Raw genomic sequence first — 20,544 nt, forward strand, 5'->3', positions numbered from 1 at the left:
TTCAGAAATCTATTACTTTTAATGAAAAATACACCTTATTTTAAGTCTTCTCCATTAGTCGCAATGACGTCTTTATACCAGAAAAATGACTTTTTCTTCTTACGTTCTAATGTCCCACTGCCATCATCATGCTTATCGACGTAAATGTAACCATAGCGCTTTGACATCTCACCTGATGATGCACTAACCAAGTCAATACAGCCCCAGCTTGTATAACCCATAAGCTCGACACCATCTTCGATTGCTTCACCCATCGCCTTGATGTGTTCACGTAAATAGTCAATCCGATAGTCATCATTGATGGAACCGTCTTCCTCCACTTTGTCATACGCACCAAGACCATTTTCCACGATGAACAATGGAACCTGATATCTGTCATATAATTTGTTCAAGCTAACCCGTAAACCAGTTGGGTCGATTTCCCATCCCCAGTCACTTGCTTTAAGGAATGGATTTTTCACCCCGCCGATGATATTTCCTTGTGAGGCTTCTAGTTCTGACTTTACTTTTTTCTCAGTACGTGACATGTAATAGCTAAAACCAATATAGTCGACCGTGCCTTCTTTAATAATCTCTAAATCGCCTTCTTGAATTTCTAATTCAATATTATGCTCTTTAAAGTAGCGCTTGATGAACGCTGGATACTCGCCGCGCACTTGTACATCAGCGCAGAAATTGTTAAACAAACGCTCTTCCTGAAGGGCATACATAACGTTTTCTGGATTTGAATCGAAAGAGTAAACTGGCGCAAAGATAATCATACAGCCAATTTTCGCATCAGGAATGATTTTTTTACAGGCTTTTACAGCAATCGCACTAGCCACAAATTGATGATGGTATGCTTGGAATGTTGGCTGATATTTGTCTTCTTCTTTTTGGATTGAGAAACCAAGTCCCATTATTGGCATGACCAAGCCACTATTAATCTCATTGAATGTCATCCAATTTTTCACTTTATCCTTATAACGATTGAAAATAGCATTCACATATCTATCAAAGAAAGTAACAACTTTACGATTTCTCCAACCGCCATATTCTTTTACAAGGGTTACTGGCATTTCATAATGAGAGATCGTTACAACAGGTTCAATTCCATACTTGTGTAATTCATCGAAGACACGGTCATAGAATGCTAAACCTTCTTCATTTGCCTCAAGTTCATCACCGTTTGGAAATATACGTGTCCAGGCAATTGACAAACGAAATGCTTTGAAACCCATTTCCGCAAATAACGCGATATCTTCTTGGTAACGATGGTAGAAGTCAATGCCTTCATGATTCGGGTAGCTGTACTTTTTTTTATCGATTTCAAAATTAAAGCCGGGAGTCTGTAGAATGGAAAGTCGTTCTTTTCCACCAGGAAGAACATCTGCAATGTTCAATCCTTTATCTCCTTCATGAAATCCACCTTCCATTTGGTTAGCAGCAGTAGCACCGCCCCATAAAAATCCTTTTGGAAATCTAGTTTCATTTGTAGTCATTTTATTTTCACCTCATAAGTTTTTTATTTCAGTCTATATATAACAGAATATGTAAGGAGGGGAAATCCCCCCCTTATGAACCTACACTAGTAATGCTATGAAAGCTTCCCTGCTATTTATCTTGCCTTCTTTTACAGGGTTAATCGATTGATAGCGGTCTGGATTTGTGATGATAACCGGTGTAATTAAGTCAAAACCCTCAGCTTTAATCGCATGGATATCAAAGGTTACAAGGGTATCTCCCATCTCAACAAAATCACCGTCTTTCACATGAGATGTAAAGTGCTTACCGTTTAGTTTCACTGTATCGATCCCAACATGGATAAGAATTTCTGCCCCATTATCACTTGTGATGCCAATGGCATGCTTTGTTTTAAAAATAGTTGTGATTTTTCCAGCAACAGGAGAGACTACTTTCCCTTCTTCTGGTTGAATAGCGAACCCTTTACCCATAATACCGCTAGAGAATGTGGAATCATTAACCTCAGTTAATGGTTTTACTACACCTTTAATAGGGCTGTATACCTGCTCTGCAGCGACCACTAAATCGGATTGATTATTTGGTACTTTCTCATCTGTTACTGAAGAATTTTCTTCTTCACTTTCAACATCTTCAAATCCCATAATTAATGCTGCAATCGCACCTGCTGCAAATGCAATTGGAAATCCTAAAATGGCTAATACAAATGTTTCTCCAATAAATGAAGGTATACCTGGTAAACCTGCACTACCACCAAGAATAAAATATTTCACTCCAACGGCGCTATAATAGGCTCCACCGACGGCACCGCCTATTAATCCAGCGATAAACGGTTTCTTCAATCGCATGTTAACCCCGTACATGGCTGGTTCGGTTATCCCCATAACTGCCGTTATACTTGTTGTCATCGCTAATGATTTAAAAGACTTGTTTTTTGAACGTAAGGATACACCAAAGGTTGCACCAGCTTGCCCCATATTTGCCATGAACATGGAAGGCATGATCACATCGTAACCTTTTGTAGCAAGATTGTTCATTGCAATTGGTAAAAACGCATAGTGCATACCTGTCATAATAATCAATGACCATGTACCGCCTAAAATTAACCCTGCAACAATACCTGCATGATCAAATAATGCGCCAACTCCTAAAGAAAGCCAGTTTCCAATAAATGATCCAAGTGGTCCCACGGCAATTAATGTGACAGGGACAACAATTAATATCGTAAGTGTGGGAACAAGAATCAGTTTAAACATACTTGGAATAATACGGTCGACCCATTTTTCAACTTTGGCTGCAATCCAAATGGCTAACAGAATAGGGATAACAGTTGAGGAATACGTAACAGCTGTAACAGGTAGGCCTAGAAATTCGACTGGTTTACCTGCACTCAATAATGCTGTTAAGGTTGGGTGTAAAAGTGCCGCTGCTATGGTTGCTGCTACATAAACGTTGCTGCCAAATTTCCTTGCTGCGCTGACTGCTAGTAAAATAGGCAAGAAATAGAATGCACCATCACCAATAGCATTTAAGATGGTATATATTTGGCTCTTGTCAGAAAGCCAGCCGAATGCTAGGGCAGCCGCTAGGAGCCCTTTGATCATCCCGGCACCAGCGATCGCTGGCAGGATTGGTGTGAACACACCAGAGATCACATCAAAGATGGAATTGATGACATTTTTCTTTTTCCCTGATTTCTTGCCTTGGCTATCTGCTTTAATGGAACTGTTTCCTAAAATGGCATTATATACTTTTGGTACGTCATTTCCGATGATAATCTGGAATTGATCACCGCTGATATTAGTCCCCATAACCCCTTCAACTTTTTCTAACTTTTTACGATCTACTTTACTATTATCATGTAAGTTAAAACGAAGTCTTGTCATACAGTGGATAACATGTTGAATATTTACTTCCCCACCAACAAGCTCTAATATTTCTTTAGCAGATTTATTGTAATCCATGAGAAGTTCCTCCTTATTTGTGTAAAAAAATAACCTGAGCAGCAGGAGTCCATAAAAGTTCGAACTCGATCTACTCAGGTTTTGCCTGCCTTACCAGTAACAATCCTGTTTTGATAGTATTAAGTTTTGATGAGCCTACGATACATTTGAATGTGTTGGCCAGCACTTTCGCATGTTCTTTCATAAGGAATAAAAAAAACCTAAATTGCCCGCCATAATTGTATGACATCACAATTTAGGTTTTGCCTGCATAATCAGTAACAATCCTAATCAATTAATATTAATTTATAAGTTAATAATAGCATGCGTTTTCATTCCATGTCAACGCTTTCCTTTTTGAAAATTTTGACTAGCTTCGGTTAACAACACGTTCAATATGAATTGTGAGGTAGGCCATTTCTTCCTTCGTAATATTATAATTATGGGTCTTCTCAATAAATCCCTTTATTTTACCCGTACATACAAAGGCATCTGGATACTTTATTTTCACCATGTCATATAGATAGTCGTCTGGACTTTCCAAGTTTTTTTCACTAAAAAGGCGTTGTGCAAAAAACTTTAAATGGGTAAGAAAACGAAAATAATTCAACGATTCTTCATCCAATTCGATTTTGAAATGATATTTAACAATGTTTAATATATCTTGAATTAATTTTGTCATACTAACAACATTGGGCATTTCTTCATTGAGCTCTGCATTGACAATATGCATGGCAATAAATCCCGCTTCATCCTCTGGAAGAGTAATGCCAAGCATCTCTTCGATCTTTTTTATCGCCTTTAAACCAATGGCAAATTCATCACTATAAATTCTTTTGATCTCCCATTGTAACGCATTGGAAATTAGTAAACCCTTCTTGTTTCTCTCAATCGCAAAAGTAATATGATCCGTTAAAGATACATAAATACTCTCATTTAACTTTTTCCCTAGCTTTTCCTTGGCATAGGAAATGATTCTTTCTGAAACATCCATGTATTCTAGAGGGACTTCGTATAACAAGGTTTTAAACTTTTCGGACACATCTTTATTGTCCAATTTAAAGGTCTTCTCGATTTTACTTTCATCTACAACATCACCAGGTCTCTTTTGAAAAGCAATTCCCCTGCCCATTATCACTAATTCTTTATTCTGAGCATTTAAAACACTGATAACATTATTATTAATTACCTTCGAGATTTTCATATAAATCACCTTTTTATGGAAGTTTTTATAAAAAAAAACCTAAAACTAATAAAGAGTCTTATTAGTTTTAGGTTTTGCCTGATTTAACAGTAACAATCCTATTATTTTAAAAAGTTAATACAAATATTATCATTTTTTGAAAGAGCTTGCAATGGTTTAAATCCAAAGTTTATATCCTTCTATTTTTCATGAGTGTTGATTTAAGAAAATAACTTTTGAAAAAGAGACTTCGGTTTTTTCGTTAGTTTATTCGCTAAACTCTGAACCCCGTACATAATCACTGATTTACCCATAAATAATAGAACCATTTGGTAAGGTCTTAGTCTAATCAGCGAGGCAATTCCTAGTCTTTTTAAAATAAACATCCCTGGATAAGCAAAAAGAGTATCAAAAATTAAATTTAAAAAAAGGTATCTCATAAAATTACCTACTGTAAATTTTAAAATCCATAATGAACCGACAAAAAATGGACCTAGCATGAATGGCAATTCGCCTATTATTTTAGGACTAAGCTTTTCATAAATCCTCCACCACACTCTTTTTTTGGCGAGAATACTTTCAACTCCTACCCAGACAAACATAAATAGAGCCCCTGGATATAAACGCTTGATTGTTCGTTTCCCCAAGAAAGGCATCGACAACCAAGGAAGTATCAGGATAACTAGCAAAATCATTTTATTCTTTCTCATCTATATGCCATTCCTTTTTTTCTTTTAGAATGCACAAGATAAGAAAATTTTATTACTATTTTTGAAAAAATTTCCTTATTCCCAAAAAAGGTGTCATTGACTGATACAATTTTTTATAATATTATAATAGATTGCGAGTGGTTCGAGATCCTCCCACTAAAAAAAACTAAGGAGAAATGAAGTTGAAGAATAATACATTATCACAAGCACTAGGTAGCACCTCCAATGGGAATCCCACAACTGGCAAAGCACACAACAATGTGCAAGCAATTGTCATAAATGGGATTATCGCCGCATTGTACATTGCTGTCTCGGCGTTAATCCAACCCTTCGGATTTACCCAAGTCCAGTATCGAGTTTCAGAGATGTTCAATCATCTGATTGTTTTTAACAAAAAATATATTTATGGAATTATTTTAGGTGTATTTTTAACCAACCTTTTCTTCTCACCTATGAAGGCTTATGACCTTATTTTTGGTGTCGGTCAATCCGTACTTGCCTTGTTAATTACAATTGCGTGTGCACGCTTGATCAAAAATATTTGGACTCGTATGATTGTTAACACACTTGTTTTTACCTTCACGATGTTCTTGATTGCCCTTGAACTTCATTTGGCATTTGATTTGCCATTCATGTTCACCTGGCTCACAACAGCGGTTGGGGAATTTGTTGTAATGATCGTCGGTATGCCCGTCATGTATGCAATTAACAAGCGAGTTCATTTTGAAAAAATGGTTTAATCATATAAAGGTTGCTGTTATTAATGAATACAGCAGCCCTTTTTTTGTTCCATGTAGAAGATCTTTTTAACTATTACAAGGGGGAAAATGCAATTAAATCGATTCGATTATTATGAAGATTATGGTAGGATTGAAGTTGTTAGCGTCAGAAATTCTGAGAGTAGAGGGGAGAAAATCATATGCCGCAACGTCCTTTAGCAAGTGAATACCCAGAGTATTACAAACCGTATGTAAACTTAGTTCAGGAAGATGATTTAATTACACTTTTGAAAGAGACTTTGGTAAAGACAATTGAGCTTTTTGAGTCGCTATCGGAAGACGATGTCCTATTTCGTTATGCTGAAAATAAATGGAGTATCAAAGAGGTCCTTGGTCATATGGCAGATACTGAAAGAATTATGAGCTACCGCCTACTCCGAGTTGGCCGTGGTGACCAGACAGCTTTGGCTGGTTTTGACGAAAATGATTATGTTCAAGGTTCGCAAGTTAATATACTGCCAATTAAAAATATTCTCGAAGACTTCATTGCAACGAGAAAGGCTACCCTTACGTTAATTCAAAATTTGCCGGATGAGGCCTGGGCAAATATTGGCATTGCCAATAACACGGAAGTCACTGCCCGTGCCATTGCCTACATTATCGCTGGCCACGCTCTCCACCATTTTAATATTATTACTGAAAAATACCTTCCATTATTAAAATAAACATAAGTGAGCTCGGAGGAGATATTTCCCTTGGGCTCATTTTTCTTGTTGCGAACATTAGTTCCCCGTTTTATAATAGGAATATCGGTAATAATAAGAAGTGGGGCATATTGAACTGCCTGCCCAAGCTTATATCCAACCGAGGATATCAAAAAAACTTTAAAACTGAGGAGAGATTTTTGATGACATTACGTTTGATTCCCTATTTTGTGATGGATGGAAATGCAAAGGAAGCCATTCAATTTTACGAAAAGGCTTTAGATGCACAAGTTCTTTTTTCTCAATCTTTCGGAGAAATGCCAGAAAATCCGGATTTCCCACTACCTGCCGAAGCAAAAGATCGTATAAGTCATGCGACCATTAAAGTGGGCGAAACTGAATTAATGTTTTCTGATACCTTCCCTGGCCAACCACATCAAAGTGGAAATCAAGTGACCATCTGTATTTCAACGAACGACGCAGACCAAGCACATAAATTCTTTGAGGCCTTACAAGAAGGCGGGCAAGTGACTATGCCACTTCAAGAAACGTTTTTCAGCCCTGCATATGGCAGCGTTATAGATAAATTTGGGGTAAACTTCCAGATCTTCACTGAAGGCAGACAATAGAATTTTTATATACGAGATGCTTGCAATTTAGCCCGAGCCATATGTGACCGGGCTTTTTTCTATCCATAAAAAAAACTAATCAAACGTTTGATTAGTTTTTCAACCCATTTTTGTACGTGAAACAGTTGGTTGGTATTTTCTCATGGGTGACTTTTCTAGCACTTCCTGAAGATAAAAATTACCATTCGGACTTGTTTTCTTAAGCAATTCCAATAAGTATGTAATATCATCTAGTGCTCTATGTGTTTGATAGTCTGTAATGTTGTGCGCTTGTAAAAGGGTTAATAATTTTCCATTGGGAAAGCCGTAATTTTTCCACGGGATGTTTCTCATCGTGCAATACCACTTCAAATCGTTAACTTCCGGGTACATGTGATAAAGAAAGCTGCGGTCGAAGGAGGCGTTGTGAGCGAAGACCGAATCAGCGCGATGGAAATACGTTTTAATTTTTACATCATAGAAGCTTTTCCCTTGGACCAACTCATATGGGATGCCATGAACTCGGTAGGCTGTATCATAATTGTTCCTTGCTGAACGGGAAATTGGCTCACGTAAAAAGGAGTCTTCCTCGATAATATCGATAATTTCACCGGTATCTTCTCGATAGGAAAATAATTTTAAGGCTAGCTCGATTACTTCGTCCTTAGTAGGTCCTAAACCGGTTGTCTCCACATCTAATACCAAACCCAATTTTTCTGATCTCATCTTGATCATTCCTTAACACTAAACTTTATCCCATTATACCAAAGCAAGACATCAGTCTCTATCTCCAAAATGTACCTTAATATGAATTTAAAGAAGCGGATAGTGCCCACGGTTGCTATTTTTCCATGCGAAAGGGCACTGCGCACCTCTCAGAATGCCCGCGGCCAGGATTTTCCCTTGCGAACGGGCACTCTGCTCCTTCCACATTAGCAGCTACTAACCTTCCATTCATCTATCGATCTGCCCAATCCCAGCAAGAAATGCCTTAAGAATAATCAGCAAACTTTCATTCAAATCCAATGCCATCTTAAAGCCGCCTTTTTGCTCTAAAGCAGAAAATCCATGTAAAATACTGCGCAGACCCCTGACCGCATGGAGGGCTTGCTCCCCTTCCAAATGATATGCCTGCAAAACGCGGACAGAAAGAACAACGATTTTCGCCCCTGCCCTCTGCACATCCTCATCTTCTGGGTCCGGGGCGAGTAACGTCGCCTCATAAATCCCTGGATGCCTACGGGCAAAGTTCACATAAGCCTGACTTACCGCAATCACAGCTTCGGTGCCTGACACCCCAATTGCTGCATCTGCCATTACCTCATAAAGTTTATCGATTCCGTAAATAGCTAATTTCTTCCTTAAACCAGTGAGTCCATCAAAATGATTATATAAAGATGGCGGGCGAATCCCTAGTTTCTTTGCTAAGCTGGCTAAGGTAACTTCCTGCACCCCATATTGGTCGGCTATTTCTCCCGCTGCTTCTATTATAAATGAGATATCGAGACCGATTTTTGGTCTTGGTGACATATAAATTACTCCCTATCCTATTTTTCGTTCCAGATTTTTGATTGCCTGTTCCATTGCGTTTACTGGATTTATCATGATTTCCCCGTGACCAACCGCAAGTAATTCGGGTTGATAATTCACTAATTTCCGTGCACTCGTCCATGCGGTTTCCTTACTCCATGTGCCAAAGGAAGGGAATGGAAACAACGGCTTCATATCCCCTGCAACTGCGATTCCACCTCGTGTTTGAAAGGCATCCCCGGCAATCAATGCATTGGTGCGCAGATCCAAAAATGACATGGATCCTGGTGTGTGCCCCGGTGTTTCGATGGCAGTTATCGAACCAATCAAGTCGCCTTCCTTTAATAATATATTGGCCCGGGTTATTAACTTTTTCGGTACACCGCCTTTAATCGGGGTTTGTGCCTCATGAGGATCCAGGGATCGGTCACCATTCATTAATCTGTGGTCTCGATTCGAAATATACACCGGTACTCCCGGCAGCAATTCTTTAATTGAATCCAATGCGCCCACATGATCTTCATGAGCATGCGTTAATACAATTTTGGTAATCGGCTTTCCAATCGTAGCAGCAGCCTTCATTATCCCCTTTGTACAAAAACCAAGTGCTGCATCAATTAGCGTTAATCCATCCTCTTCCTCCACCAAATAACAGTTAACCGGGAAAATATTTGGCATGAAAGTAACTTGATACAAGTACCCCTGTTTAATCATCCTCACAGTTCCCATCTCCTTTTAACTAATACTGTTAGTTTAACATTAACTAGTGACATTAGTTTTATCAAGTCTTTTTTGTAAAAAATGTAATTTTATCCTATAAATGTATATTCATCACTCTTTCCAAAAGTAGCGAATGGAGCCTAAAGCCCCGTTAATAAAATGTTCACATCTTTATTACAAATATGTGAAATGGTGAACAATTTACCCTGATTTCAAAATAAGTTTGATATAGTAAGTAATGTAGTTAACGAACATACAAAAAAAACTAATTAACAAGGAGTGTTTCACATGGTAGTAAATTGGTTAAGAGAAAATAAAGTTGCTGCAGGGATTTTAACAGTTCTTCGCTTATATATCGGTTATTCTTGGATAACAGCTGGGTTCGGTAAATTAACAGGCGGGTTTGATGCTTCCGGGTTTTTGAAAGGGGTCATTGCTAATCCAGTAAAAGGGCCAGATGGCAGCGTTGTTTATGGCTGGTATGTAGATTTCTTACAGCATTTTGCGTTACCAAACGTTGATATTTTTAATACGATTGTTCCTTTAGGTGAATTTTTAGTAGGACTTGGACTTATTCTTGGATGCTTAACAACAGCTGCAATGTTCTTTGGTCTTGTGATGAACTTCTCGTTCTTCTTAGCAGGAACGGTATCTCATATTCCAACAGACCTTTTTATCGGAGCAATTATCCTATTCTCTGGTTATAACGCAGGTCGCATTGGTCTTGACCGTTGGGTAATCCCATTCATTCGCAAAACTGTATTCAATGGTAATAAAACGGTAAAACAAAACGGTTAATCTAAACAAAAAGCGACGCCATTCGGGTCTTCATCCCAGATGGCGTCGTTTTATTTATGTTATGAGTAATTTTTAAAAGCTCTTATCTTCTTTTAAACTTTCCTTGTTCTCGTACCAATTGGTTACCTGTGTAAGGATGGCAAATACGAAAAAGAAGTTCATAGCCCAGACATTTATAAACGGAGTTAAACCGCCATATTCAATTGTTTCTAGACCTTTTAGGTTCATTACAATCATTGATTCCACAAAAATAAGCACAAAACCAACAACACCAGCAATAGCCGCTCTAATCATATCGATTCCCCCCATAGATATTTATTTTTAATTTATGTACGTTAAGAACGTTGTATTTTTGACAATTTCGTGAACATCTTCCTCTATTATATTGCAAAAAAAGGATGAACAACACCCTGAAAACTAAAAAAAGTGCCTGACACCACATAAAATTTCATGTGGGTGTCAGGCACCGTTCTCATTTCATCTTTTTAATAAATACGACCTTTAAATAGTTGCCTTCTGGGAAGTTTTTGCTGGTCTTGAAATCTTCGGGTAGTGAAAATTGCTCCAAGAGTTTGTATCTGCTCCCAGATTCCTTAAAAGCAATATCAATAAAGCTCTTAAATTTTTCCATCCCAAAAGCACTGCTATTCGTGGATGCAACAATGGTTCCGTTGTTCTCTGTAATTGAAATGGCTTCTTTTAGAAGATCCTTGTAGTCCTTTTCTGCACTAAAGACAAATTTCTTTGACCGTGCAAAGCTTGGTGGATCAAGGATGACCACATCAAACTTCACCTGTTTTTTGACGGCATATTTAAAATACTTGAATACATCCTCAACCATAATGGCCTGCGTTTCAGGATCAATACCATTAATAGTAAACTGCTCACTCGTCTTACTTCTGCTTCGATTGGCTAGGTCGACACTTGTTGTTTTCGAGGCTCCGCCTAAAGCGGCAAACACGGAAAAAGCTCCTGTGTAGGAGAAGGTATTTAATACTGACTTCCCCTTTGCATATTCGTCTCGAATCGTTCGTCTTACATCCCGTTGGTCTAGAAACACCCCGACCATGGCACTTTCATTCAAATATACAGCAAAATTGACGCCGTTTTCTTTGACGATCAGCGGAAACTGCCCTCTTTCACCTGCAACAAAATCATCTTCCTCGATATATTGGCCTTTTTCATCAAAGCGCTTTTTCTGATAAATTCCTTTGAAATCAACCAGTTCCTTTAAAGCTTGAATGATTCTATCCCGAAAATGATAAATCCCCTTACTGTACCAAGTTAACAAATAATACCCGGCAAAATAATCGATTGTTAATCCACCGATGCCATCGCCTTCACCATTAAACACTCGAAACGCAGTCGTTTCTGAACTTTGGTAATAAAATTTCCGCTGCTCGATAGCCTCTTTTAGGCTTTTCTCAAAAAACTCTTGGTCAAAAGAGACATTTTCTTTGCTGCTCAGTACCCAGCCAATGCCCTTATTTTGCTTACCAAAATAGCCTTTGGCAATAAACTGGTTCCTTTCGTCGACTAATTTAACAATGGAACCCTCTTCTACGGAGTCGTCTACATTTATGACGGCTTCCTTAGAAATAAGCGGATAGCCGCTTTTTAATTTATTTACAAACTTTGATTTCACCTTTAGGTAGACTTCTTTATTCATCTTTTCATCCCATCAATTTTAATAATCCTACTCCTATTGTAGACAATTTCTCACCTGACAAATCAACAGGATAGCAACAACTTATCATATCATGATTTATCTATTGAAATCATAAAACTTTTTAGGCAGTTTTTTTTAAAATCTGATATTTTATTAGTATAGAAAAAAAGGTGGGGAGCAATTTGCTGGTAAATTTCCAGGAATACAATCATCAATCTTTAATGGAGGAAGCATTAAAAGAAGCAGAGGAGGCAGGAAAGCGCGGGGACCGGCCAATTGGTGCAGTTATCGTCCACAACGGCACCATTATATCGCGCGGATCCAATCGAATAAATACGGTGGATAGCGAGCTGGCACATGCGGAAATCAATGCGATGAATCAATGTGCTTCTTATTTACGAAAACATGCCCGGGAATGTGTTCTTTATACCACAGTTGAACCGTGCATGATGTGCCTATCAACGATTACACTTGCAAATATTCAGAGTGTTGTCTTTGCAGTGGAGGATAAATACATGGATATGGCACATTTTATAGAGTCAAATCCCTATATTAAAAAGCGGCTCCATCACTATCTGGGCGGAGTGTTAAGCGCAGAATCAACAAGAATATTGAAGACATACTCACCTTTTATGGCGGAGGTTGTTTTAAACGGACGTAGACCATCATAAAATAAACCGGTGCAATTTAAATCTTCACAACTTCCACACAACTTCACTATAAGTTCTACATATGTTTTTCTTATGATAAAGATAAGTTAATACGGAAATGGTTCAAAGAGCTCATTTCTTAAAACTTCCCATAATTTTGATTGGTGCTGACACCAATCTATTTTTTTGCCTTCAAATCAATCCCTACAAGAATCTTCACAACTTCCACACAACTTCACTATAAGTTCTACACATGTTTTTCTTATGATAAAGACAAGTTAATACGGAAATGGTTCAAAGAACTCATTTCTTACAACTTCCCATAATTTTGATTGGTGCTGACACCAATCTATTTTTTTTGCCTTCAAACCGATCCACCTCAATAACCTTCACAACTTCCACACAACTTCACTATAAGTTCTACATATGTTTTTCTTAATATAAAGGTAACTTAATTAGGAAATGGTTCGAAGAGCTCATTTCTTAAAACTTCCCATTTTGGATTGGTGCCTGACACCAATCTATTTTTTTTGGCCTTTTTATGGAAATCTATTTAAAAAAATGCCAGCCACCACATCATGTGATGGCTGACATCGGTCACTGTCTAGTTTACACCCACTTGTGTCCAAGCAGATTTAACGGCATTGTACTGTGTGCTCGTTGATCCATACAGATCTGCTGCGGCTGCAAGAAGAGCGGCACGTGCACCACTAAAGTTACTTGTAGGAGTTAGATAAACAGTTAGCGCTCGATAGTAGATTTTTTCAGCGACAGCTGTCCCCAGGCTTGAAATCGTTAAATAGGCTGCTTTGTTCGGAATTCCACTGTTCGTGTGAACTCCGCCATTATCAGAGGTTGTATTAACATAGCCGCTCATAGTCGATGGCTGTCCATAAAGTTCAGGGTTTGAAAGACTCCGAAGAGCATCGCCGGCTTGATTTGGTGTGTACACATCCTCACCTATTAAGTAATCCCCATTATCAAGGAATACTCCAAACGTATCGGAAATGGACTCATTTAAGGCACCGGATTGATATTGGTATTGCAACCCTGCTGTTCTTTCAGTAACCGCATGTGTTAATTCATGTGCCACAACATCAAGCGCACCAGACAATGAACGGAATGTTGTTCCATCGCCATCTCCATACACCATTTGCGATCCGTTCCAGAACGCATTGTTGTAATTTCTGCCATAGTGAACAGTGGAGCGAAGAGTAGCCCCATTATTATCAAAACTATTTCTATTAAACGTATTCTTATAATAATCATAGACGGCACCCGCATAGTAGTGCGCGTCTACATCAGCTCGCTGTGACGTTGCGTTAAAATTATTATCGGGGTCAACAGAATAATTACCAGGTAACCGGGTTCTATTTACTGCCGTTAAGGTTTCAATAACTCCTGTCATCGGTTTGGTCGTGTCATATAAATAGTACGTACCACTCGAATAATAGGTATTAAGCATTTTCGTATCGCCTAGAACACCGACTCCTGTTCCATCAGCGACTGCATTATAGGAGTTTAAGATATTCCCATTTACGGCATCCACATAAACGACCCAGTTTGCCGGGTATGGCTGAATAAATTGGAGATTAGTTTTGTATGCCAAACTAAATTGATTACCATTCTTATAAACAACTAATTCCGCCTTTTCAACTGTATCTTCTACCCTTTTACCAGTTGGGCCCGCTTCGGCATTGGTTAAAGTTTCTGCTTTGGTCAGCTTAATAGATTTCCAAGATTGACTAAGTGCAGCATCCTTGGATAGCTGTGCTTTCAATGCTCCTTTGAAATAGGAAGATGCTTCTGGGAACACATCTCCATTGACGGCAGTAACAATACCATCTTTATCGGTATGTACCTTAAACTTCGCCCCATCCAATGGTATCCCTTGAATGGATTGTACAAAGTTATAGTGGGTGCTGCCAAGCTCGTCTGTCTGAACATCAAGCAGTGTTAAATCTTTATCGGTATCGAGTTGATAAAGTGATTTATTTTCTTTTAAGAATTGCTTAATCGCATCTTTGTCTTTATAAACTTTGGTTGAAAGCTTCCCATGAACGAAGGATGGTACTATTTGTCCTTTTTTCCAGTTAACCTTTGCATCCTTACCGAACAGGGCCGCGTCTTTCTTTACGGTTACATTGTAGGGTACTATTTTTGCTGCAGCCGTAATCGGCAGCACAGACCCCATCGTTAATCCCAATGCTAGTACCAATGACGTTCTCTTTTTCAACTCCAACCGCCTCCTAATGATAACTATTTTTGAATTTTCTAAATAATCATAACATGGCGAAGCGATTAGGATAATTGGGAAAAAGTGAGGACATGGTGTCAGGCACCAACAAAAACCACAATCGAAAAGTATTCTTTACAATTAAAAATCCCAACACCAGGTTCCTTTTTGGTGTTGGGAAAATTTAATTGTTTACAGTTTAGGATAAATGGAAAAAACCATCATTTAAAAATGACGGCTTACAAAAAAATGATTTGATTATGTAACTTTAACGAGTTCCTAGCCCTGAATAATTTCATTACGATCATCTGCTTGTGGAGGTTTCTCCATCCACCCATGCTTAATCATAATCTTCGCTCCCGTCTCCGCATACATAGATATTTCCGGAACCAGCGCCGCATACTTTAGTGCAATATCCCTTCTTGGACTTGCAGCCATGGCCATCCCGTAATTTCCAATCCCTGCGGCAACCATTGATGAAACATTAAACATCATTAATTTATCTGAAAAAACAGGTGTGGTTGAATCAGTAACGGCTGAATCCCAGATCATTGGTGCAGGAAGATCCTCGCTTTTTAAAATCTCACTAAATAGATCGACATGTTGTTGCGCAATTTGTATACCTCTTACCATATAGTCTTTCACTTCTTTATCCTGCGCAATCTGTGCATATCCTGTGATTAATGCCTTACCAATTGTATTTGTTTGGATATTTAAAAATAAATGCGTGACTTCTACTGAAGTAATCGGCCGCTTATGACCGAAAAAGCCAGCCAAAAAATGCTCCCGCTTCACAAAATCAACCTTGTCGGGCATAGAAATGTAAGGAGGTCTGACGTATGTACCTTGCTTCAACATAAGATCCCTTGTTAAATCCTGCAACTTGATGGCAGCATTAGAGATACGTTTAAAAAAGGCAACTAAATCCGGTCGTGTGACCAATCCTAATGCCGCACCGCTAGCAGCCATAGCAAGAATAGACAGATTGCGATAAAACATTAAAACAAAAGTGTCTGAGAATAGTTTTGGGGCTTTTGGATTTACATCTTGTTCCGTAAAGCCATTTGGGACAGGAAAATTCTCTTTCTCAAACAGTTCCTGCATAATCTTAAGGTTGCCATTGGCCACATCTAGCGTAAATTCAATAATGGGGCGTACTTCCTCATCTTCCACCTTCTCTAAAAAGTAACGTCCCACACACAACGATAACGTGTCACTCAAATATTGGGTCCATAATCCAGACATTTCGGCGGCCGTTAATCGAATTTTTGTTTTATCTTCCATCGGATCACCTCTGTTCTTTAATATAAGATCGGATGATAAATTCCAGTTAGTATTAGAATCCACCAAAAAAGAATATTTATTATCTAAAATCAAGAATTCATACAACTTTTTCCCTTTGTATAACCCCAAATGTGAAAATACCACAACATTTTTTTTAAAAATGAAGCATCTTAAAACAATTGGATGCATTTTACAACAAAAGGTATATTCCAGCACCAAAAAAAATAGTAGAATAATGATAAACACATTTAGAGGAGTAGATTCAACTTGGTTGTCATTCGCATTCTTTCATCGATCCTGAAGAATAAGTTTCTAATATATCTACTTCTTACATTGATCCCAACGATAGCAATCAGTACGGACTTAGCGGAACACCAAGTAATATCTTTGGAAGATCAAAATCGAATGAAAGCACAAGAGTATGCCAACTTTCATACGAAGAACATTGAAAATTTACTAGGCGAAACGGTTGGTAGATTAGAAATGCTCGCTACCTCTATTAAATATCAAAAAAGCAACCTAAATGATGTGGAAAATTTACTTAAAGAAACAACAGGAAAGGATCCTCGTCTTTCAGGTTTTTTTTGGGCAAATGCAAATGGAGACTTATTACTTAGCACGAATACAAATTCAAAAAATATCAATGTAAGTGACCAACCCTATTTTCAACAAGCAATCAAAACATTGAATACAAGTTTTTCAAATGTACATTATGGCAGGGTCACAGGAAGGCAAATTATTTCCATCGCTACTCCCATTGTCGACCATCGTCAAGTACATGGGGTTCTGGTAGCCAGTTTACGAATAGATGGAATTGAAGCAGCAATTAAATCCAATGTTAAGGATGAGATGGTCATCGTCACAGATAGCGATGAACATATTTTAATAACAGCAGGATCTGTTCCTGAAGAAAGTTATATAAAATCCAGTATGCAGATAGCCAAAATACCTTTAACGATTTCTGTCTTAGTCAGGTCTGAAAAGACAATCGCTTTTTGGAAACCCTTTTTAAAATTCGTAATCATCTTTCTTACGATTTCTAATATTCTATTTATCTGGGCCCAGTACTTCCTTTTAAAAAGGAAAGTAAAACGGGAAAATGAACAAACTGAACATCATAAACTAGAATTAATCGGGAACTTGGCTGCTAGTACGGCCCATGAGATACGAAATCCATTAACTGGGATTAAAGGCTTAATCAAACTTTTAAGTGAGGAATATCATGATAAAAAGGCTCAATCTTATTTTGAAGTGATTCAAAAGGAGATTGATCGAATCAATGTAATCGTTAGTGAATTGCTTGTTCTCGGAAAACCGACAGCCTATACTCTTAGAACATATAATGCCAATACTATAATGACCGAGATTGAGCCGATTATCCTTTCCGAAGCCAATTTTATGAATGTGGAATTATTCGTTGATTATCATACCAAAGAATTGCCTATTTCTTGTGTCAAAGATCAGTTAAAGCAAGTCATTCTTAATTTAACAAAAAACTCCTTGCAAGCGATGCCGTATGGTGGGAAACTTTCTATTTCACTTGATAATCAATCAGATAAATGTTTGATTACAGTGACTGATAACGGTGTTGGCATGCAGAAAGATCAACTGAACCAAGCATTTAAACCCTTCTTTACGTTAAAAAAAGATGGCTCCGGGCTAGGATTAACGGTTTGCAAGCGAATCATCGATTCCTATGGAGGGAAAATTTCAATCAAGAGCACTCCAAATGTGGGAACTGAGGTAATCATTACACTGCCATTAGTGATTACGGAAATATAGTACGAAACGTAAAAAAGCTGCTCTATAAACAGAGCAGCTTTTAAATCTATACTTCTTCACTCTTATTCAGCATATTAACGGAATGCTTGAAAAGAGGAATGAGGATAATGACACCAATGATAAAAAGCAGGGCCGAAAATTCGTACATCGTTACTAAGGAAGTTGTTTTCTTCAGCCATCCGCTTGCGCTCATCGTAATGACCATTGTCCCCATAAACATCGGGTTTAATATACCATTGACTCGCCCAATAAAAGCTTCTTCGGTATTTTTCAAAATCATCGTATTAATTCCGATGTGGATACAAGGCATAAACAAACCGCTAATAAATTGGGCGGTCAATGTCAGCCATAACTGTTCTGATAGTCCCATCACAAAAAATCCTAGGGCACTAGCGCTCATTCCAATCGCAAGTAAGATTTGCGGGGGAGTCTTCTTAGCTAAGCCCATCGTGAGGCCCCCACCCAAAATCATTCCCGCTCCAAACGCGGCCATCAACCATTGAAGATCTTCTTTTGGTAAACCTAGTCTTTCCGTAATAAGGAAAACAGAAAGTGGCTGGGTTAGCCCTAGTCCCAGACCTGCTGCAGCAAAACAGCCCCCCAGCAAAGTGAGAGCCCGGCTGTTCCAAACATAACGGAACCCAGCTTTCATTTCCTCCATGAGTGTTGTTTTCACAGGTCCTTCCTCTAATTCACGGTCAGGAGGAAGCATAAATAGTATCGCTGCCGAAAGCAAAAAGGCAATCCCCATAATGGTTATCGCTGCACTGATGCCATAATGCTGATACACAAAAGTACCGATGATCGGCCCTAAAATCATAAACAAAGCAAACACCGTTTGGTACATCGACATCCCCATCTGGATCAGTTCTTCTTTTACATGAAGTTTAAAAAGTTTCATTCCGGATGGTTGTGAAAACTGTGAAAGAATCGATGACACCAGTGTGGCGAAGAAAATCACCTTCCAGCCCCCAAATACCAGTGTTAACAAGACAATAAAGATGGACACAGCACTAAGAAAATCACACCAAATCATCGTCCGCTTCGGCTTCCACCTATCTGCGAAGGTGCCTCCAATAAAGGAAAAGAGAAAGATAGGTGCGAATTCTGCCACAGAAATCAGTGAGACTGCAACAGGATCTTCATTTGTCTTTTCAATCACAAATAATAAAATCGAGTAATTCCGCACCCAAATACCGATTTGTAAAAATAACGTCGAGAATAGGATGGTACGTATGACTCGATTTCTAAATAAATCCCCCATCGTAATGTTTGTTTTTGTTTCATCCATAAAAAAACCTCCTCATCCATCATCTGGATAGGAGGTAGAGGTACTTAAGCAACAAACGGGCACAGTACACCAAGTACCTTCTTCTCCCCCTTGTCTAAAAAAGCCCACACTAATCCTATCCAGAAATATGTTCGTTTGCTTATCCGAATTTTTTTCTTTTAATAGGTTTAGTGAATCATTGGCTTTTTGGTCACCCTTTCAATTATCGTAGTTTCCATACTACTGGATTCATCTTATAGAATCAATAGCGAAGTTTGTCGTAAGATGATACCAATGAAAATCAGCTAAACCTAAAGCTTAAAAATCTTTTCTACTGTCTTCAGGGACTCTGGACCGCATATCTTAGCAAAGTGGTTTTTCAGATTGTCTCTTTATTTACTTCCCTATTAGTTTAGGTAAATCCTCCACATTCTAAACTCATATAAACCAGAACCAGACTTTTCTTGACCTTACCGGTCGTGTTTATCAGATATTGAGCGAAAAAATAACTGACCTTCACTTCCAGCTTGTCGAGGATGCAGAACACTCCTATCGTTTCTTTAGAAAAAGAATACCAAAAGTACTCTCCTATTTATATTCAGATAGATAGACGAATTCAAAAAGGTGTCAGGCACCATGATGGTGCCTAACACCTTTTTTGTAACACCAGATTAGAACGGTTTTAAGGTCATTAAGGCGATGATGATGAGAAAAATCACATTTTCAAGGTTTTCAAATCGAAAAAGGACCCTTGATAATTCCCAATATTCTTCGGGGATTTCTTCACCTTTTTGAGAATCTAGCAGTTCTTTCACTGGTTTGGACCTTGGTGATAATACGAGTGGTCCAATGGCTAGTGCAGCTAAGAAGAGAACGAGACTAGTTACATACCAGCCCATTCGAAACAGGCTTGGATTGATGATACCCATACTCACCCCTGTGATTAATAATAGCGTGCCGCCAACCATTACAAATATATGTAGCTTATGTCTAATCCTATATGAATGTCTTAATTCAGTCATGTTTTTACCGGATTTGACCACTGTCGTTAATATGAAGCCCGGTCCCATCCCCAAGATGGCTGAAAAAATATGTAGAGTTACAAGGATTTTATAGAAAGTAATCAATTGCTGCCAACCTCCATTCCTTCCAATTTCCATTTTATCATATTCTTAATTAATATATTAAAGGGAATTATAGTAGTTTTTGTGGCTGTATTTTTCTATGAATAAACATCATTTTAAAGTTAACCCTATATATATATGATGGATACAAAG

General features: G+C 38.2%; 19 protein-coding genes and 1 riboswitch. Of the genes, 6 read left to right on the plus strand and 13 right to left on the minus strand.

Annotated elements, in window-relative coordinates; all coding sequences use genetic code 11:
• Positions 1-35 precede the first annotated feature (35 nt).
• From RCG22_RS11925 to RCG22_RS11940, 4 genes are all read right to left on the minus strand, one after another.
• Positions 36-1,481 carry a glycoside hydrolase family 1 protein gene (locus tag RCG22_RS11925; protein WP_308106974.1) on the minus strand — a complete coding sequence of 482 codons (1,446 nt, stop codon included), beginning with the start codon at positions 1,479-1,481 and terminating at the stop codon, positions 36-38.
• Between the two features lie 81 nt (positions 1,482-1,562).
• A complete protein-coding gene (locus RCG22_RS11930; protein ID WP_308106975.1) occupies positions 1,563-3,425 on the minus strand; it encodes a beta-glucoside-specific PTS transporter subunit IIABC in 1,863 nt (620 codons plus the stop codon).
• Between the two features lie 349 nt (positions 3,426-3,774).
• Complete coding sequence (gene licT, locus RCG22_RS11935) at positions 3,775-4,608, minus strand: BglG family transcription antiterminator LicT (RefSeq protein WP_308106976.1); 834 nt, start codon at positions 4,606-4,608, stop codon at positions 3,775-3,777.
• Positions 4,609-4,808: 200 nt separating this feature from the next.
• Complete coding sequence (locus RCG22_RS11940; RefSeq protein ID WP_308106977.1) at positions 4,809-5,297, minus strand: hypothetical protein; 489 nt, start codon at positions 5,295-5,297, stop codon at positions 4,809-4,811.
• Between the two features lie 131 nt (positions 5,298-5,428).
• Positions 5,429-5,473, plus strand: a riboswitch (PreQ1 riboswitch).
• Between RCG22_RS11940 and RCG22_RS11945 the strand changes: the two genes are divergently transcribed.
• From RCG22_RS11945 to RCG22_RS11955, 3 genes are all read left to right on the plus strand, one after another.
• Positions 5,474-6,037 carry a QueT transporter family protein gene (locus tag RCG22_RS11945; protein WP_308106978.1) on the plus strand — a complete coding sequence of 188 codons (564 nt, stop codon included), beginning with the start codon at positions 5,474-5,476 and terminating at the stop codon, positions 6,035-6,037.
• Between the two features lie 179 nt (positions 6,038-6,216).
• Entirely contained in the window at positions 6,217-6,741 is a 525-nt protein-coding gene (locus RCG22_RS11950) for a DinB family protein (RefSeq protein ID WP_308106979.1), read from the plus strand.
• A 182-nt stretch (positions 6,742-6,923) separates the two neighbouring features.
• Positions 6,924-7,349 carry a VOC family protein gene (locus tag RCG22_RS11955; protein WP_098260712.1) on the plus strand — a complete coding sequence of 142 codons (426 nt, stop codon included), beginning with the start codon at positions 6,924-6,926 and terminating at the stop codon, positions 7,347-7,349.
• Between the two features lie 99 nt (positions 7,350-7,448).
• Here RCG22_RS11955 and RCG22_RS11960 read toward each other — a convergent pair whose 3' ends face one another.
• The 3 genes from RCG22_RS11960 to RCG22_RS11970 form a co-directional block, all read right to left on the minus strand.
• On the minus strand, positions 7,449-8,054 hold the full coding sequence (locus RCG22_RS11960) for an exonuclease domain-containing protein (RefSeq protein ID WP_308106980.1): 606 nt from the start codon (positions 8,052-8,054) through the stop codon (positions 7,449-7,451).
• 228 nt (positions 8,055-8,282) lie between these two features.
• Complete coding sequence (locus tag RCG22_RS11965; protein WP_308106981.1) at positions 8,283-8,858, minus strand: TetR/AcrR family transcriptional regulator; 576 nt, start codon at positions 8,856-8,858, stop codon at positions 8,283-8,285.
• A 12-nt stretch (positions 8,859-8,870) separates the two neighbouring features.
• Positions 8,871-9,578 (minus strand): MBL fold metallo-hydrolase, encoded by a 708-nt coding sequence (locus RCG22_RS11970; RefSeq protein WP_308106982.1) that lies wholly within the window; start codon positions 9,576-9,578, stop codon positions 8,871-8,873.
• Between the two features lie 288 nt (positions 9,579-9,866).
• Here RCG22_RS11970 and RCG22_RS11975 point away from each other — a divergent pair, with 288 nt between their 5' ends.
• Positions 9,867-10,376 carry a DoxX family protein gene (locus tag RCG22_RS11975; protein WP_308106983.1) on the plus strand — a complete coding sequence of 170 codons (510 nt, stop codon included), beginning with the start codon at positions 9,867-9,869 and terminating at the stop codon, positions 10,374-10,376.
• Positions 10,377-10,448: 72 nt separating this feature from the next.
• Here the strand turns inward: RCG22_RS11975 and RCG22_RS11980 are convergent, their stop codons facing one another.
• Both RCG22_RS11980 and RCG22_RS11985 read right to left on the minus strand, forming a co-directional pair.
• Positions 10,449-10,670: a hypothetical protein gene (locus RCG22_RS11980; RefSeq protein WP_308106984.1), complete on the minus strand. Its 222-nt coding sequence runs from the start codon at positions 10,668-10,670 to the stop codon at positions 10,449-10,451.
• A gap of 178 nt (positions 10,671-10,848) precedes the next feature.
• A complete protein-coding gene (locus RCG22_RS11985; RefSeq protein WP_308106985.1) occupies positions 10,849-12,045 on the minus strand; it encodes a class I SAM-dependent rRNA methyltransferase in 1,197 nt (398 codons plus the stop codon).
• A 182-nt stretch (positions 12,046-12,227) separates the two neighbouring features.
• On the opposite strand from RCG22_RS11985, the gene RCG22_RS11990 reads away from it, so the two are divergent.
• Entirely contained in the window at positions 12,228-12,716 is a 489-nt protein-coding gene (locus tag RCG22_RS11990; RefSeq protein ID WP_308106986.1) for a nucleoside deaminase, read from the plus strand.
• A gap of 583 nt (positions 12,717-13,299) precedes the next feature.
• Here the strand turns inward: RCG22_RS11990 and RCG22_RS11995 are convergent.
• Together RCG22_RS11995 and RCG22_RS12000 are read right to left on the minus strand one after the other, a co-directional pair.
• Positions 13,300-14,931 carry a M4 family metallopeptidase gene (locus RCG22_RS11995; RefSeq protein ID WP_308106987.1) on the minus strand — a complete coding sequence of 544 codons (1,632 nt, stop codon included), beginning with the start codon at positions 14,929-14,931 and terminating at the stop codon, positions 13,300-13,302.
• A 279-nt stretch (positions 14,932-15,210) separates the two neighbouring features.
• On the minus strand, positions 15,211-16,215 hold the full coding sequence (locus RCG22_RS12000) for a DUF3231 family protein (RefSeq protein WP_308106988.1): 1,005 nt from the start codon (positions 16,213-16,215) through the stop codon (positions 15,211-15,213).
• Positions 16,216-16,482: 267 nt separating this feature from the next.
• Between RCG22_RS12000 and RCG22_RS12005 the strand changes: the two genes are divergently transcribed.
• Positions 16,483-17,997, plus strand: coding sequence for an ATP-binding protein (locus RCG22_RS12005; RefSeq protein ID WP_308106989.1), 1,515 nt, complete (start codon positions 16,483-16,485; stop codon positions 17,995-17,997).
• A gap of 46 nt (positions 17,998-18,043) precedes the next feature.
• Here RCG22_RS12005 and RCG22_RS12010 read toward each other — a convergent pair whose 3' ends face one another.
• Both RCG22_RS12010 and RCG22_RS12015 read right to left on the minus strand, forming a co-directional pair.
• Positions 18,044-19,288 carry an MFS transporter gene (locus RCG22_RS12010; protein ID WP_308106990.1) on the minus strand — a complete coding sequence of 415 codons (1,245 nt, stop codon included), beginning with the start codon at positions 19,286-19,288 and terminating at the stop codon, positions 18,044-18,046.
• A gap of 650 nt (positions 19,289-19,938) precedes the next feature.
• Complete coding sequence (locus RCG22_RS12015) at positions 19,939-20,427, minus strand: DUF2269 family protein (RefSeq protein WP_308106991.1); 489 nt, start codon at positions 20,425-20,427, stop codon at positions 19,939-19,941.
• Positions 20,428-20,544: the final 117 nt, after the last annotated feature.

The organism is Neobacillus nitrireducens (genome assembly GCF_030915405.1).
Classification (GTDB): domain Bacteria; phylum Bacillota; class Bacilli; order Bacillales; family Cytobacillaceae; genus Neobacillus.

What these genes read in the sequence shown, in the direction of transcription:
- RCG22_RS11975 (WP_308106983.1), top strand. Translation starts at nt 9,867, where the DNA reads ATGGTAGTAAATTGGTTAAGAGAAAATAAAGTTGCTGCAGGGATTTTA.
- RCG22_RS12010 (WP_308106990.1), bottom strand. Translation starts at nt 19,288, where the DNA reads ATGGATGAAACAAAAACAAACATTACGATGGGGGATTTATTTAGAAAT.
- RCG22_RS12000 (WP_308106988.1), bottom strand. Translation starts at nt 16,215, where the DNA reads ATGGAAGATAAAACAAAAATTCGATTAACGGCCGCCGAAATGTCTGGA.
- RCG22_RS11930 (WP_308106975.1), bottom strand. Translation starts at nt 3,425, where the DNA reads ATGGATTACAATAAATCTGCTAAAGAAATATTAGAGCTTGTTGGTGGG.
- RCG22_RS11985 (WP_308106985.1), bottom strand. Translation starts at nt 12,045, where the DNA reads ATGAATAAAGAAGTCTACCTAAAGGTGAAATCAAAGTTTGTAAATAAA.
- RCG22_RS11965 (WP_308106981.1), bottom strand. Translation starts at nt 8,858, where the DNA reads ATGTCACCAAGACCAAAAATCGGTCTCGATATCTCATTTATAATAGAA.
- RCG22_RS11940 (WP_308106977.1), bottom strand. Translation starts at nt 5,297, where the DNA reads ATGAGAAAGAATAAAATGATTTTGCTAGTTATCCTGATACTTCCTTGG.
- RCG22_RS11945 (WP_308106978.1), top strand. Translation starts at nt 5,474, where the DNA reads ATGAAGTTGAAGAATAATACATTATCACAAGCACTAGGTAGCACCTCC.
- RCG22_RS11925 (WP_308106974.1), bottom strand. Translation starts at nt 1,481, where the DNA reads ATGACTACAAATGAAACTAGATTTCCAAAAGGATTTTTATGGGGCGGT.
- RCG22_RS11980 (WP_308106984.1), bottom strand. Translation starts at nt 10,670, where the DNA reads ATGATTAGAGCGGCTATTGCTGGTGTTGTTGGTTTTGTGCTTATTTTT.
- RCG22_RS12015 (WP_308106991.1), bottom strand. Translation starts at nt 20,427, where the DNA reads ATGGAAATTGGAAGGAATGGAGGTTGGCAGCAATTGATTACTTTCTAT.
- licT (WP_308106976.1), bottom strand. Translation starts at nt 4,608, where the DNA reads ATGAAAATCTCGAAGGTAATTAATAATAATGTTATCAGTGTTTTAAAT.
- RCG22_RS11955 (WP_098260712.1), top strand. Translation starts at nt 6,924, where the DNA reads ATGACATTACGTTTGATTCCCTATTTTGTGATGGATGGAAATGCAAAG.
- RCG22_RS11950 (WP_308106979.1), top strand. Translation starts at nt 6,217, where the DNA reads ATGCCGCAACGTCCTTTAGCAAGTGAATACCCAGAGTATTACAAACCG.
- RCG22_RS11960 (WP_308106980.1), bottom strand. Translation starts at nt 8,054, where the DNA reads ATGAGATCAGAAAAATTGGGTTTGGTATTAGATGTGGAGACAACCGGT.